The organism is Photobacterium kasasachensis (assembly GCF_050336885.1).
Taxonomy (GTDB): Bacteria; Pseudomonadota; Gammaproteobacteria; order Enterobacterales; family Vibrionaceae; genus Photobacterium; species Photobacterium kasasachensis.
In genome coordinates this window covers 92,504-107,691 of record NZ_JAKJSH010000006.1, presented here as the reverse complement: position 1 = coordinate 107,691, position 15,188 = coordinate 92,504, and the positions used below count along the sequence as shown (strand labels likewise).

11 protein-coding genes are annotated in these 15,188 nt (G+C 50.8%); 9 read left to right on the top strand and 2 right to left on the bottom strand.

The features are described 5' to 3' along the window. The first annotated feature begins 2 nt into the window (after positions 1–2). From L4D19_RS08210 to L4D19_RS08190, 5 genes are all read left to right on the top strand, one after another. Positions 3–1,631 (top strand): efflux RND transporter periplasmic adaptor subunit, encoded by a 1,629-nt coding sequence (locus L4D19_RS08210; protein ID WP_428452068.1) that lies wholly within the window; start codon positions 3–5, stop codon positions 1,629–1,631. Then, positions 1,628–4,756 carry an efflux RND transporter permease subunit gene (locus tag L4D19_RS08205; RefSeq protein ID WP_428452067.1) on the top strand — a complete coding sequence of 1,043 codons (3,129 nt, stop codon included), beginning with the start codon at positions 1,628–1,630 and terminating at the stop codon, positions 4,754–4,756. The genes L4D19_RS08210 and L4D19_RS08205 overlap by 4 nt, the downstream gene beginning before the upstream one ends. Before the next feature lie 40 nt (positions 4,757–4,796). Next, a complete protein-coding gene (locus L4D19_RS08200) occupies positions 4,797–5,318 on the top strand; it encodes a cupredoxin family protein (RefSeq protein ID WP_075768254.1) in 522 nt (173 codons plus the stop codon). 281 nt (positions 5,319–5,599) lie between these two features. Beyond that, positions 5,600–6,577, top strand: a complete 978-nt coding sequence (gene dmeF / locus L4D19_RS08195) for a CDF family Co(II)/Ni(II) efflux transporter DmeF (protein WP_428452066.1) — start codon at positions 5,600–5,602, stop codon at positions 6,575–6,577. Positions 6,578–6,590: 13 nt separating this feature from the next. After that, positions 6,591–7,007, top strand: a complete 417-nt coding sequence (locus L4D19_RS08190; protein WP_428452065.1) for a MarR family winged helix-turn-helix transcriptional regulator — start codon at positions 6,591–6,593, stop codon at positions 7,005–7,007. Between the two features lie 23 nt (positions 7,008–7,030). On the opposite strand, the gene L4D19_RS08185 is transcribed toward L4D19_RS08190, so the two are convergent. After that, entirely contained in the window at positions 7,031–7,777 is a 747-nt protein-coding gene (locus tag L4D19_RS08185) for a glycerophosphoryl diester phosphodiesterase (protein ID WP_428452064.1), read from the bottom strand. A 259-nt stretch (positions 7,778–8,036) separates the two neighbouring features. Between L4D19_RS08185 and lpxM the strand changes: the two genes are divergently transcribed. Continuing rightward, the gene (gene lpxM, locus L4D19_RS08180) at positions 8,037–8,975 is read left to right on the top strand and encodes a lauroyl-Kdo(2)-lipid IV(A) myristoyltransferase (protein ID WP_428452063.1); all 939 of its coding nucleotides are present in this window, start codon (positions 8,037–8,039) and stop codon (positions 8,973–8,975) included. Between the two features lie 18 nt (positions 8,976–8,993). Here lpxM and L4D19_RS08175 read toward each other — a convergent pair whose 3' ends face one another. Continuing rightward, positions 8,994–9,701, bottom strand: a complete 708-nt coding sequence (locus L4D19_RS08175; protein WP_428452062.1) for a TetR/AcrR family transcriptional regulator — start codon at positions 9,699–9,701, stop codon at positions 8,994–8,996. Between the two features lie 169 nt (positions 9,702–9,870). Between L4D19_RS08175 and L4D19_RS08170 the strand changes: the two genes are divergently transcribed. The 3 genes from L4D19_RS08170 to L4D19_RS08160 are packed head-to-tail and all read left to right on the top strand — an operon-like array spanning position 9,871 to position 15,175. After that, a complete protein-coding gene (locus L4D19_RS08170; RefSeq protein WP_428452061.1) occupies positions 9,871–10,977 on the top strand; it encodes an efflux RND transporter periplasmic adaptor subunit in 1,107 nt (368 codons plus the stop codon). Then, the gene (locus L4D19_RS08165; protein ID WP_428452060.1) at positions 10,977–12,050 is read left to right on the top strand and encodes an efflux RND transporter periplasmic adaptor subunit; all 1,074 of its coding nucleotides are present in this window, start codon (positions 10,977–10,979) and stop codon (positions 12,048–12,050) included. Before L4D19_RS08170 ends, L4D19_RS08165 begins: the two co-directional genes overlap by 1 nt. Continuing rightward, positions 12,047–15,175, top strand: coding sequence for an efflux RND transporter permease subunit (locus tag L4D19_RS08160; RefSeq protein WP_428452059.1), 3,129 nt, complete (start codon positions 12,047–12,049; stop codon positions 15,173–15,175). The genes L4D19_RS08165 and L4D19_RS08160 overlap by 4 nt, the downstream gene beginning before the upstream one ends. Positions 15,176–15,188 lie beyond the last annotated feature (13 nt).

Sequence of the window (15,188 nt, the reverse complement as noted above, 5' to 3'; positions counted from 1 at the left end):
GAATGAAACAATCACTCACTATTGCCGTACTGGCACTCGCAGTCGGCAGCGCCCTGGGCTACTACATCGCTACCGAAACACATTCGGTTGGAGAGCAAGCGGCCACCAGTACCAGCAGCAACGAGCCCCTGTATTGGGTTGCACCTATGGATCCCAACTACAAACGGGACAAGCCCGGAAAATCACCAATGGGGATGGATTTGATCCCGGTGTATGAAGAAGATCTGGCTGGAGGAAACAAGGAGCAAGCCGGCACAGTATCCATCTCTCCGGCCGTGGAAAACAGCCTTGGCGTCAAAACGACACAAGTTAGCGTACAAAACCTCGAACCAAAGATTGATACAGTCGGTTATGTTTCCTTCGACGAAAGCCAACTATGGCAGATCAACAGCCGGATCAGCGGCTGGATCCAAAAGCTCAATGTGGATGCCATTGGCGAGAAGGTAAATAAAGGCGATGTCCTGTTTGAGGTCTACTCCCCGGATCTGGTTCGCGCCCAGGAAGAGTTGCTCAATGCCAAACGGATTGGCAAAGCCGTTCTGGTCAAAGGGGCCAAAGAGCGCCTCGCTTCGCTCGGTGTCGATAACAACCAGATCAATGAAGTCTTGCGCCGTGGAAAAGCCAAAAGAAACATTGCAATCAAAGCCCCGGCCAATGGTGTGATAGCTACTCTGAGTGTTCGAAACGGTGCCTATCTGTCACCCCAGCAAACCGTAATCAGCGGCGGCTCACTCGATAATGTCTGGGTCGATGCGGAAATCTTCGAGCGTCAGGCCCATTGGATCAAGTCCGGTACCTATGCCGACATGCACATTGATGCCTTGCCGGGCAAGCAATGGCAGGGGGAAGTAGACTATGTCTATCCCATCCTGGATCCTCAAACCCGTACCCTGCGGGTTCGACTCAAATTTCCCAACCCAGATGGCGAACTCAAGCCCAATATGTTTGCGAGCCTGACCATGGTACCTCGTAGCAACGACACTGTTATTGCGGTACCGGATCAAGCCGTGATCCGCACAGGCAATATGACCCGCGTTGTACTGGCTCTCGGGGAGGGTAAATACCGCTCTGCCCGGATAGAAACCGGCCGTGTCGCAGGTGGTATGGTCGAAGTGCTTAAGGGACTGACAGCCCAAGACAGCGTTGTTACTTCCGCACACTTCATGCTGGATTCCGAATCGAGCCAGAGCGCCGATCTAAGCCGGATTGCAGGCACTCAACCAATAGAAACCAACCAGAAAACAGTCAACGCTACTGGTGTGATCCGCAATGTCATGGCGAATCACAAAATGCTGACCATAGAGCATGCTCCTATCGAGCAGTGGAGCTGGCCTGCGATGACAATGGACTTCACTGTCGGCGATAGCAGCAACCTGGGCCAATTAAAAAATGGCCAGTCGGTAGACTTCATCCTTGAGAAAAGCAGTGATGGCCAATTTGTCGTCAGCCGGGTTATTCCTGCCCAGTCCAACAATAACGTTGATCATAACACTATGGACCACAGCCAAATGGACCACGGTGCTATGAACGGAGGCAACGCAGATCATAGCACCATGGACCACAGCCAAATGAACCACGGCGAAATGGATCATAGCAAAATGGAACTTGGCACTAAGGCAGGTGCACAATGATTGGAGCGATAATCCGCTGGTCGATTGCAAACCGCTTTCTGGTCCTAATAGCCACTGTCTTTCTGGTCGCCGCTGGCCTGTATAGTGTCAAAAAAACGCCTATTGATGCCATTCCTGACTTGTCTGATGTCCAGGTTATTATCAAAACCAGCTATCCGGGACAGGCTCCCCAGGTCGTAGAAGATCAGGTCACCTACCCTCTGACGACGGCCATGCTGGCAGTACCGGGAGCTGAAACGGTCCGGGGCTATTCCTTCTTCGGCGACTCCTATGTCTACATCATTTTCAATGATGAAACAGACATGTACTGGGCTCGCTCGCGGGTGTTGGAATACCTCAGCCAGGTTGCACCGAACCTGCCCCCAAGTGCCAAACCGACTCTGGGGCCAGATGCAACCGGTGTGGGCTGGATCTTTAGCTATGTCCTTACCGACACTACAGGGCAGCACGATCTCAGTGAGCTAACCAGCCTGCAGGACTGGTTCCTGAAGTACGAACTGCAAACCGTTGATGGGGTCTCGGAGATCGCCACCGTCGGCGGTATGGTCAAGCAGTATCAGGTACAAATTGACCCTGCCAAACTGCGCGCCTATGACCTGACCTTGCAGCAAATCAACATGGCGATTCAGGCTGGAAACCAGGAAGCCGGCGCATCGGTTGTCGAAGTGGCCGAGGCCGAGCATATGGTTCGGGCAACAGGCTATGTCTCCGATATCAAAGACCTGAAAAATCTGCCGCTCAAAGTCACCGCCAAGGGGACACCGCTGCTACTGGGTGATATCGCCGATATTAACCTCGGTCCGCAAATGCGCCGCGGGATCTCTGAGCTGAACGGCAAAGGTGAAGCGGTTGGCGGCGTGATCGTGATGCGATTTGGCGAAAACGCCAGGGAAGTCATCGAGAACGTCAAAGCTAAACTGGCGGAGCTCCAGCGTAGCCTGCCAGAAGGCGTAGAAATTGTGCCGACCTATGATCGCTCGAGCCTGATTGACCGTGCCGTAGACAACCTGTACGAAAAGCTGCTGGAAGAATTTATCGTGGTTGCACTGGTCTGTGCCCTCTTCCTGTTCCACTTTCGTTCGTCACTGGTAGTCATGATCAGCCTGCCGATAGGTATTCTTAGTGCCTTTATCGTAATGCACTGGCAGGGCATCAACGCCAATATCATGTCGCTCGGTGGAATTGCCATCGCCATCGGTGCCATGGTCGACGGTGCTATCGTGATGATCGAAAACGTTCACAAGCATCTCGAACGTACCCCACTGACGGATAAAAACCGCTGGCAGGTGATCGGAAAGGCAGCAGAAGAAGTCGGTACCCCGTTGTTCTTCTCGTTAATCATTATCACCTTGAGCTTTGTACCTGTCTTTGCCCTTGAAGGTCAGGAAGGCAAGATGTTCTCGCCATTGGCCTTCACCAAAACGTATGCCATGGCAGCGTCAGCAGGTCTGGCTATCACTCTGGTACCTGTACTCATGGGTTACTTTATCCGTGGCAAGGTACTACCTGAACATAAAAACCCGGTAAACCGGGCTGTGATAGGCTTGTATCGTCCGTTGCTTAACCTCAGTATGCGGTTCCCGAAAACCATTATCGTCATGGCTATCGCGTTAATGGCCTCTGCCTACTATCCGATACAAAAAATGGGCAGCGAGTTCATTCCGCCCCTGGACGAAGGCGATCTGATGTATATGCCAACGACCTATCCGGGCATTTCCATCGGTAAGGCCCGTGAACTGCTGCAACAAACCGACAAGCTGATCAAAACCATCCCGGAAGTAAAAACGGTCTGGGGAAAAATTGGCCGGGCCAATACTGCTACCGATCCCGCTCCGCTGACCATGATCGAAACCATCATTCAGTTTAAACCGAAGGATGAGTGGCGAGCAGGAGTGACAAATGACAGCCTTCGCCGGGAACTGGACCAACTCATCCAGTTCCCAGGCCTGACCAACGCCTGGGTAATGCCAATCAAAACCCGCATCGATATGCTGGCGACAGGGATAAAGACCCCCATCGGCGTCAAGATTGCCGGTCCTGAGCTTAAGCAGATAGAAGCCATAGGCACCCAGCTCGAAACGGTGTTGGAAAGCGTGGAAGGCACGGCCTCTGTCTACGCCGAACGTGTTGCCGGCGGACGTTATATCACCATGGATATTAAACGCCGTGAAGCGGCACGCTATGGCTTGAGCATCAAAGACATCCAACAGGTGATCAGTACCGCCATCGGGGGAATGAACGTTGGTGAGTCGGTTGAAAGCCTGGAGCGTTATCCGATTAATGTTCGCTACCCGCAAAGCTACCGCGACTCGCTGGTCAAACTGCAAAACCTGCCGCTGGTCACACCGAACGGGGCACGTATTGCGCTAGCCGATGTTGCTGATGTCCGTTTTGAAGACGGCCCGCCGATGATCAAAACCGAAAATGCCCGTCCTAACGGTTGGGTATTCATCGATATTGACGGCCGGGATCTCGGCTCCTATGTCCAGGATGCCCAGCAAAAAGTCGCTCAGGAGTTGAACTTGCCCGCAGGCTATTCACTCACCTGGTCCGGTCAGTATGAATATATGGAGCGCGCAAAGGCCAGATTGAGCGCCGTTGTGCCTGCCACTATCGCCATCATCATGATGCTGCTCTACATGAGCTTCCGACGCGCCGGAGAAGTACTGATGATCATGGGCACCTTGCCCCTTGCTATGGTTGGCGGCCTCTGGCTAATGGAAATACTCGGCTATAACTTCTCGATTGCCGTCGGTGTCGGTTTCATTGCCTTGGCCGGGGTTGCGGTAGAGATCGGAGTGATCATGCTGGTGTACCTCAACCAGGCGTGGACATTCAGACAGCTTGAGCGCGAGCATCAGCAGACCCCCCTGACCAAGGCCGATCTCACTGAAGCGATCAAGGAAGGTGCCGGGCTGCGTGTTCGCCCCGTCATGATGACGGTAGCAACAGTGATCATCGGCCTGATCCCGATTATGTACGGCTCGGGTACCGGTTCTGAAGTCATGCAGCGTATTGCCGCCCCGATGATTGGCGGTATGGCGTCTGCCCTGCTGCTGACCTTGGTTGTCCTGCCCGCGGTGTTCAAGCTCTGGAAAGAAGCCAGCCACCAGCTAAAACAATAAACGTACTTTTGTGAAGAAGAATAATTGAAAGGAACGATAAATGAAGAACTATCAACTACTACCAATAGGGTTACTGTTTGCCGCTGCGACAAGCTTTGCCGCTGGGCAGCATGAGGGGATGGATCACAGTCAGATGGACCACAGCAACATGCACCACGACAACATGGAGCACCACGGAAAGATGGCCTCCGCCGTTGGTATGCCCGCTCCTGTCGAGCAAGCAACACAAACAGTCAAGGTAAGCCTTAGCGATGACATGAAAATGCAGTTTTCGCCTGCACTCAATATTAAACAAGGCGATATCGTGCGCTTCGTGGTCACGAATACCGGCCAAATTCCTCATGAATTCTCAATTGGTAGCATTGACGAGCAAGACAAGCACCGGGCAATGATGCGCTCCATGCCGGATATGCAGCATTCGGACGGCACGACAGTCACCTTGCAGGCCGGTGAAACCGCAGAACTCGGCTGGCATTTCATGGGGCAGAACTTTGTTGAGTTTTCCTGCAATATTCCTGGCCATGCCGAAGCTGGTATGAAAATGAATACGATCCTACGCTAAAAGCCGGATATACAAGTCCTACTATCTAAAAAGAAAAATTGAAAAAAGGGAGCAGCAACCATTGCTCCCTTGTTCTACTCCCACTCTTTCTCTTTGCGCACTACCCGACACCGTGACAATTGCAGCGGCCAGCTACTACATCTCCAACAACACCATACTTTCGAAACGACCTAAATTTGCATCAAGACAACAATTTACCTTGATCTTCAAACTATATGATGAAAATATAGTTTGAAAACCAAACTATAATAGCATCAAACAATTTCACACGAGGCAGCATTGTGCATTCCCAAACTCTGAGCCAATGGCAACATTCGCATAACTTTGTATCTATTAACCCCAAAGGAGAGAAACGTACCCTATGGGTGTTGTGGCTGACCATTTTTACTATGGTGGCTGAAATTACAGCTGGCAGCTTGTATGGTTCAATGGCACTACTCGCCGACGGCTGGCATATGGGCACACATGCTGCCGCTTTTATGATCACCATCTTTGCCTACCGCTATGCACGCAAACATTCAGATAACCGGGACTTTTCGTTCGGAACCGGGAAAGTCAGTGTACTGGGCGGTTTTACCAGTGCAATAGCCCTGGGGTTGGTTGCATTGCTGATGATGGTTGAATCTGTCCAGCGGTTGTTCTCACCTGAAACCATTCAGTTCAACGAGGCTATATTGGTGGCCGTTATTGGCCTTAGCGTCAATATCGCCAGTGCGTTTCTGCTCAAAGATGATCACCACCATCATCATGATCACGGTCATAGTCATAGTCATAGTCATAGTCATAGCCACGACCATAACCACAGTCACAGCCATGATCACCATCATCACGATCACAACCTCAAAGCCGCCTACTTTCACGTACTTGCCGATGCACTCACCTCGGTACTGGCCATTGTCGCTCTGCTATTTGGCAAGTATTACGGCCTGCACTGGCTTGATGCCATCATGGGAATTGTCGGTGCCGTGATCATTACCCGCTGGGCGTGGGGGCTTATGAAACAAACCAGCCCTATCTTGCTCGACAGTAATATCGATGAGACATACCAGCAGCAAATTATCGACACTCTGGAAGCTGATGCTGATAACAAAGTCAGTGATATTCATATCTGGAAAGTCAGCGCCAATCATTATGCCGCGATGATCTCATTGGTTACCCACACACCGAAACCGGCACAGGATTACAAGCAATTACTGGCAAATTTCGATAAACTCAACCACCTGACCATTGAAGTAAACAGGTGTCAGGACTTGCACTGACCACGGATATTTAATGAAAGAGATTGAACAGTTAAACCATACAATTATTGAATTCTACGAAAAACTCTCGTCCTGGGAGCAGTCTGTCGTTCGCGACAAGGGCTTTACCCTACCTCAGGTTCACATCGTGGAAATTCTCGGGGTCCATGGCGCCATGCGCATGAAAGAGCTGGCAGACAAGATCGGTGTCACCACCGGCACCCTAACTGTTCAAGTTGATAAAATGGTCAAAAGTGAACTGCTCCAACGCCGACCGCATGAATCGGATCGACGATCTATTCTTGTGGAGCTAACGGAGAAAGGAGCTGCCATGTATCACGAGCATGACGACCTGCACCTCGCGTTAACACAAGATATCACAGCAGGCCTTGATGAAAATGAGCGAAGCAACCTATTGAAATATCTGGTCAAGATAAACCAGGAGTTTTAAATCCTAACCCGCGCGGGAATGTCTCATTTCCCGCGCAGCTTATACTTTGACGGAAAACGGTGGGCGATATCAGTAAATACGCCATCGACGCCCCAGTTAAATAGCTGGTTGGCACGAGCCAAATCGTTCACGGTATACACATTAATCTTGTAACCCGCAGACTTAAACCGGGCTACCATCGCCTGAGTCAGGTTCTGATCTTCCGGATGAATATAATCCGCCCCGCACGCCTGCATCACAGACTCCCAGTCATCACCAAGACTTGCGGCTTCAAACAAACAGGCAACCGAAGTCTGCGGTCGACGGCGCTTAAACTCTGCCAAAGCAAGATGGTTAAAGCTGGAAACTATCAACTCACGTCCGCTATCCAACTGCGCCAACGCTGTGATCACATTAGCAATCAGCTTATCGGTCATCGCCCAGCCAGCCGAACATGACTTGATCTCAACATTGATATTCAGCTCATGCTGGTTAACCAGGGTTATCAGCTGTTCAAAGGTCGGGATCGACTCACCGATAAAATCATCATGAAACCAGCTTCCAGCATCAATATCGCTCAAATCCGCCTTGGTAAGTTCAGCCAGGCTACCGCTTTGGTCGGTACAGCGATCCAGGGTATCGTCATGGGAGACAACAACAGTCCCGTCAGCCAGGATATCAACATCACATTCGATCCATCGAATTCCGTGCTGGCCACACAACGCAAAAGCAGCAAGGGTATTTTCAGGGGCCAGAGAAGACATACCACGATGCGCAAAGAGAGTTTTCATTTATGAGCCTGTATATACCGCCATCAACATACCGAGACACTAGCTGACTGACATCAAAGCTGCAACATTGTGACAGGGGCTAATGTATTATTTAAAAGCACTATGCCGCTCGAGCGGCTTCATTTCGCAAAGAAACAGCGATTGCCAAGCGTAATACTTGATTCCGGCACGATAAGACTTACAATTCCGAACTCAATCTTGACAAATTGCTCCCCGTTCAAGACCTAAAAAACAACAAGGCACCTTTGGATTTATCAGCATGAGCAACAAAATGTACAGCGAGTACAACCCTGTTTTTAATTCTTCGTTTCTCCATCCCAGGCACTGGCTAACCTGGCTGGGGCTACCTTTTGCTCTGTTGCTGTCCCTGCTTCCGCACCGTTTACGAGTCGCTATGGCAACCCGTCTTGCCAAGTACTTTGTCTCCAAGAACAACAGCGCTAAGCGACGGGCACTTATCAATATCCAGTTATGCTTTCCTGAAATGACCGAGCAACAGCAACTGGCGCTGCTTGAGCGCTCATACGCGACTGCCGGGACAGTCTTGCTGGGGTTTGCCCAGCCATTTCTCAAAGGCCGCAACTTCGTTATCAACAGCCATGATGTGAAGGGGGAACATTACCTTCACGAACTGCAACAGCAGAATAAAAATATTATTATGCTGGTACCACACAACTGGGCCATTGATTTTACGGCACTCTATTTTGCCGCCAAAGAAATGCCGATGGTCGCGATGATCCGTCCGCAGAAAAACCCAATCGCCGACTGGTTGATGAACTTGCAGCGTATGCAGTTTGGCGGTCGCATCTACACCCGCAGCCAGGGCATCAAACCGTACCTAAAGTCCATCAAGGAAGGATATCTGGCTTATTACCTGCCGGATGAAGATCACGGTGCGCAGCAAAGTGTCTTTGCTCCATTTTTTGGAAACGAAAAGGCCACAGTCAAGGGTGTCGGCAAGCTAGCTAAACTGGCTAATGCAGCAGTTCTGCCAGTATTCCCTTCCTTTAACATGGAAACCGGCCGCTATGAGATCAATATCCAGGCACCACTCACTGATTTCCCGTCCGGAAATGAATACGAGGATGCCTGCTACATGAACAAAGTACTGGAAGAGATGATCAGAAAACAGCCAGAACAGTACATGTGGGTAATGAGCATTATGCGCCACCTGTCAGACGGCAGCCAGCGCTACTGATTTATATAAATAAATCGTTTATTTACACTCCCACGGCACGGCCTGGAGCAAGTCTTCAAGCTGTGCCGGTTGAGGAATATCGTCCGCTGGTATTTCCAACTGAGCGGCAAGCATTCTGGCATAAAGGTGCCAGTGCTTCAGCAAACAGGCGGATTCAGACTCAACCTCAGGGTAAGTACCGCGCATCAGTGGTGCCAATGAGGTGGCCGAGTGAGCATAGCTTGCCGTCAGCCATTTCAATTCATTGACCTGATAATCCTGGATATATCCTTCCTTATGGCACTCATTTAGCAGGCATTCAAACAGCTCAGCCATCTCATAACTTTCATCAAGAAAATAAACAACCAGCTCCTGCTCTTGCTTCATGGCATCAGCCAGTATCTGCATCGGACGGGGATCGACCAGCAATCTCGCCAGCAAAGTCGTCAATACATTAAATAACCGATAGTTACTTTTAAGTTGAGGATCTTGCGTATGCAGCAAATCTGAAATGTACTGACGAAAATAGTTCTCCATTTCATCATTGACCTGCTTCCAGATCTTAAGCTTACTGCCGAAATGGTGACGAATAAGACTGTGGGAAACGCCTGCTTTCTCGCTAATAGCCCTTAGCGATACAGCCTTGAATCCCTGACTGCAAAACAGCTCGGTGGCTGCACACAATATCTGTTTGCGTGTTTCTTCTGCGGCCTTGGCGGTCTGTCGACCAACTCGTTTCTCCGTCATATTCCAGCTACTCCAAAATCATTAACTGGGTCGTTTTACCAAAAAGATCCTGATAAACCCACCTAATTATACTGCACACATGTGCAGCATACTTGAAATCACCTTGTTCGACAAATATACTGCACAAATGGATAGCAAATTAAATATCACCCACTCTTTGGAGTTCAGGATGAAAAGCAAACGCTTTATAACCTTAAAAATCAGTATGATAGCTGCATTCTTCAGTGCAATACTCATACTGCAGGGTTGTAAACCCGCCCAGTCAGATGTCATTCAAGAAACGGTTGTACCGGTCAGAGTGATGGAGGTACCTGCCGCAGAGAAAGGCAATGAATACCGCTTTGTCGCTCAGGTAAACGCTACCGAGCATGCAAAACTTGCCTTTCAAATCAGCGGCAAGATAGATGCGGTTAACGTGAAGATGGGGCAAACCATCAAGGCAGGCGATGTTCTGGCAACCATGGACAAGGAAAATTATCAGCTTGCCGTCACCAGCAATCAGGCAGAGTTTGAACTGCAACAAGCCAAGCTTGCCCGTGCCGAGCAGCTTATAGCCAACCGTTTGATTAGCCAGGCGCAATACGACCAAACCTATGCTGCCTATAAGGCCGCCAAAACGAGCCTTGAACAGGCAAAAACCGACTTGTCACACACAAAGCTGCAGGCACCGTTTGACGGTATTGTCTCGTTAACCCATTCCAAACCACACCAGTTTGCTGTAGCTAACCAACCAGTGCTGAACCTGTTGAGCAACCAACAGTTTGACGTGCAGTTTAATATTCCGGTTCCTATTGCCGAGCAACTCAAAGCGCAGCGCCTCAACGAGAGCATACTGAGCGTTAAACTGGACAACTTTCCAGACCTAACGCTACCGGCTAGTTTCAAAGAGATTGCTACCCAGCCCGATCCAGATACCAACAGCTACAGCGTGACACTAACCGTCAACCGTCCAGCAACACTAAATATTTTACCGGGCATGTCAGGCGTTGCTCACATCAACCAAGACAGCGCTGCACCTGCTGCTATCTTGTTGCCGGAAGGGGCTTTCATTACCAAACCCTCTGCCACTGATGATATTAACGAGTTCACTATGCCAGCCCAGGTCTGGCGTATTCAGCCTGATACCAACCAACTAGAAGCAATTACTGTCGAACTGGATGCCCAAGGGTATGTTATTGGCGGAGTAAACGCTGGCGATCGTATCGTTACAGCCGGTGCCAAAATGCTCCAGCACAACCAGCAAATCCGCGGCTGGGAAAAAGAAGGGGGGATCTAATGAAAAAGACATACTCAAAATTAACAGCCCTGTGCCTTTCAGCTTTGGTTATGGCTGGCTGCCAGGGCAAGCAGGATGAAATGCAACGCGTTCCTCTGGTTATATCAACTATCACGCTTGAAGAGCCGGTGTCGATTAACACCCGCGAATTCAATGGTCAGGTTGTGGCGGCGGAACTTACCCCGTTATCCTTCCCGGTCGAAGGTGAAATTACCGAGCTAATGGTCAAGCCCGGGCAGCAAGTCAAGCAGGGACAGGTACTGGCCCGTCTCGACAACCGTAAACTGATCCAGCGGCTGGAAGATGCCATCGCCCAGCATGATCTTTCCTATCGCCAATTGACCCGGGCACAACGTTTGCTGGGCAAGAAGCTGATCTCTCAGGCCGAATTCGACGAACTACAGGCAAACTACAAAAAGGCCAAAGCGAACCACCAGCAGGTAAAAAAACAGCTCAATGACTCCAAACTGCATGCCCCTTTTGCTGGTCAGGTTAGCCATACAGCAAAAGAAGCCTTCGAAAGCGTCGCTCCGGGCGAAACCGTTGTCGAGCTTTACCAAATCGACAAGCTGTATGTGAAATTCCAGGTCCCGGACAGCCTGCTGGCCCGTTTCAATCCTCAGAACCAAGGCGGAAACTATCAGCCCACCGCTTACTTTGCCGGCAATAAAAAGCCTTATGCGATGGACTACCTGGAGCACACCTCCGAGCCAACATCTCAGGGAATGAGCTTTGACGCCTGGCTGAGCATGCCGCAGACCCAGCCCCCTACCCTGCCCGGTACCGCCGTCACGGTTAAGGTTGACCTTAATCAGGCCGGATTGAGCAGTGCCGATGGTTACCGGGTTCCGATGACTGCCGTGGTGCCAGCAGCAAAACCAGGTAGCTTTGTCATTTGGAAAGTCAAACAGGGCAAGGCTTATCAGTCACAGGTTGAGATTAGCCAAATACACACATCAGGCGTGCTAATAGCCCAAGGCGTTAACCTCGGCGATCAAATTATTACCTCCGGACAGGCCCAGCTGAGAGACGGTCAGCCCGTCACTACCGTACAACAGGAGCAAAATCTGTGAACATTGCTGAAGACTCCATCCGCAACAAGGTGATCAGCTGGATGTTCCTGCTGATCCTCACGATCGGCGGCGTCGTTTCCTTTAACGGCCTGGGAAGGCTTGAAGATCCTGCCTTCACTATCAAGGATGCCATGGTAATTGCGACCTACCCGGGAGCAACCTCCATGGAAGTGGAAGAAGAGCTGACGTATCCGCTAGAAAAAGCGATTCGACAACTTCCATATGTCGATACCATCACCTCGACCTCCTCGGCCGGGATGTCCCAGATCATGGTCAGTATGAAAATGGACTATGGCCCGGATATCCTGCCGCAGATCTGGGATGAGCTACGCCGAAAGGTCAATGATCTCCAGCCTTCACTGCCACCAGGCGTACCGCCAGTTCAAGTTATGGACGACTTTGGTGATGTATTTGGCATTATGCTGATGATCACTGGCGATGATTACTCCTATGTCGAGCTCAAGCGCTATATCGATTACCTCTCCCGCGAACTGGAACTGGTCGAGGGTGTCGGTAAAGTCAGCATTGCCGGCGATCAGCAGGAACAATTGTTTGTCGAGCTGTCGATGAAACGTCTGGCTGCCCTGAACTTGGATCTCAATACCGTGATCGGCCTGCTTAACCAGCAGAACGAGGTGATCAGTGCCGGCGATATTACCCTCAATGGCGAGTCACTGAATATCCGTCCTTCCGGCTCTCTCAACTCAGTGGAAACTTACGAGAACCTGATCATTCATGGTCGTGATACCGGTAACCTGATCCGCCTGAAGGATGTTGCAACCATCAAGCGGGATATCGTCGAAAAACCATCGAACCTCATCAACTTTAACAGCAAGCCCGCAATCAACCTGGGGATCTCCTTCTCAAGCGGTGTCAACGTCGTTGAAGTCGGCAAGCAGCTTGATCAGCGCCTGCAGGAACTGGAAAACATCAAACCTGCCGGTATCGAAATTCATACCCTTTATAACCAGGCCAAGGAAGTCGACGAGTCGGTTAACGGCTTTATCATCAGCCTCGCACAGGCCGTTGGTATCGTTATTGTTGTTCTGCTCTTTACCATGGGGCTGCGTAGCGGGATCATCATTGGCCTGGTACTGCTATTGACTGTTTTCGGAACCTTCATCCTGATGAAGCTGACCGGCATCGAGCTCCAGCGGATCTCTCTGGGTGCCTTGATTATCGCACTGGGTATGCTGGTTGATAACGCCATTGTGGTCGTCGAAGGGATCCTTGTCGGACTTAAGCGGGGACGTACCAAGCTACAGGCCGCTGTTGATATAGTCCAGCAGACGCGCTGGCCGCTACTCGGTGCAACAGTGATCGCTATTACGGCATTTGCCCCGATCGGCCTGTCGCCGGATGCCACGGGTGAGTTCATGGGATCATTGTTCTGGGTACTGTGTTTCTCCCTGTTCCTGAGCTGGATCACTGCCATCACACTAACACCGTTTCTAGCTGACCTACTGCTTAAGGAAAATCAAGCGGCGAAGGCAGGCTATGACAAGGATAACAGCAAGAAAAACAAGGACGAGGAAATTGACGCCTATCAGGGCATTATATTTACCCTGTTCAATAGTTTGCTGGAACTTTGCCTACGCTTCCGCATGCTGACTATCGCCTTAATGATAAGCCTACTTGTCGGCTCGGTATTTGGCTTTGGCTATGTAAAAAACGCCTTCTTCCCGCCAGCCAATACTCCGATATTCTATGTCGATATGTGGATGCCGGAAGGCACTGACATTCATACCACCTACCAGCAAGTACAAAAAGTAGAGGCATATATTCAGACCATACCGGAGGTGGAGTTTGTCTCTTCTACAACAGGTCAGGGCCTGCAACGATTCAGCCTGACTTACAGTCCGGAGAAAAGCTATGAAGCCTTTGCTCAGCTACAGGTTCGAATTCGCGATCGTGAGCAACAACTTCCGTTAATGAAACAGCTCGACAGTGAGCTGCGAACCCAGTTTAACCGGGTTATGTTCCAGTTCCGGATGATGGAAATCGGTCCCACTCCGTCCTCGAAAATAGAAGCCCGCCTGATTGGTGCCGATCCGGCTGTCCTGCGCAAGTACGCAGCCCAAATTGAGGATATTTTTCATGCCGACCCGGGAACACGTAATATCCGTCATGACTGGCGTGAGCGTACCAAGGAACTGGTACCACAGTTTAACGAGTCTCAGGCCCGTCGATTGGGAATTTCAAAAACCGATCTGGCCAATACCCTGCAGATGGCCTTCGGCGGCAACCAAATCGGCTTGTTCCGTGATGGCACCCAGTTGCTGCCAATTGTGATCCGCCTGCCGGAGGATGAGCGCGTCAACTACGAAACGTCGCAAAACCTTAAGCTGTGGAGCCCGACACTGCAAAGCTATGTGCCGATTCAGCAAGTCGTGAATACTATCTCGCTGGACTGGGGCGATCCGCTGATCCAGCGTAAGGACAGAAAACGCACCCTGACTGTACTGGCAGACCATAACATTCTGGGTGACGAAACCGCTGCGACGGTCTTTGCTCGGGTTCGTCCGCAAATCGAGGCGATTGCTCTGCCACCTGGTTATTCGCTCGATTGGGGCGGTGAATATGAGGCCTCGGCCGATGCCCAGGAAGCGCTGTTCAGCTCTCTGCCGATGGGCTACCTGTTCATGTTCATTATCACCGTATTTCTCTTTAACTCGGTGAAAAAGCCATTGGTGATCTGGTTTACCGTGCCGCTGTCTATCGTTGGTGTCACCGTTGGCCTGCTAAGCACCAATATGCCATTTAGCTTCACGGCCTTGCTAGGGCTACTGAGCCTGAGTGGTATGGTACTGAAAAACGGTATTGTACTGATGGATCAGATCAATCTAGAGATGTCATCAGGCAAGGCGCCTTACCAGGCTGTTGTCGATAGTGCCATTAGCCGGGTAAGGCCGGTGAGTATGGCGGCCTTCACCACAATTCTGGGATTGATCCCGCTGGTTACCGATGCGTTTTTCGGCTCGATGGCAATCACCATCATGTTCGGTCTCGGCTTTGCCACTATCCTCACCCTGATTGTGGTACCGGTTCTGTATGCACTGCTGTATCGCATTCAACCACCAGCACGCCAACGCATAACGACGGAGCCAAGCCTCGCCTCGGCCTAACGCCCTTCGGGGG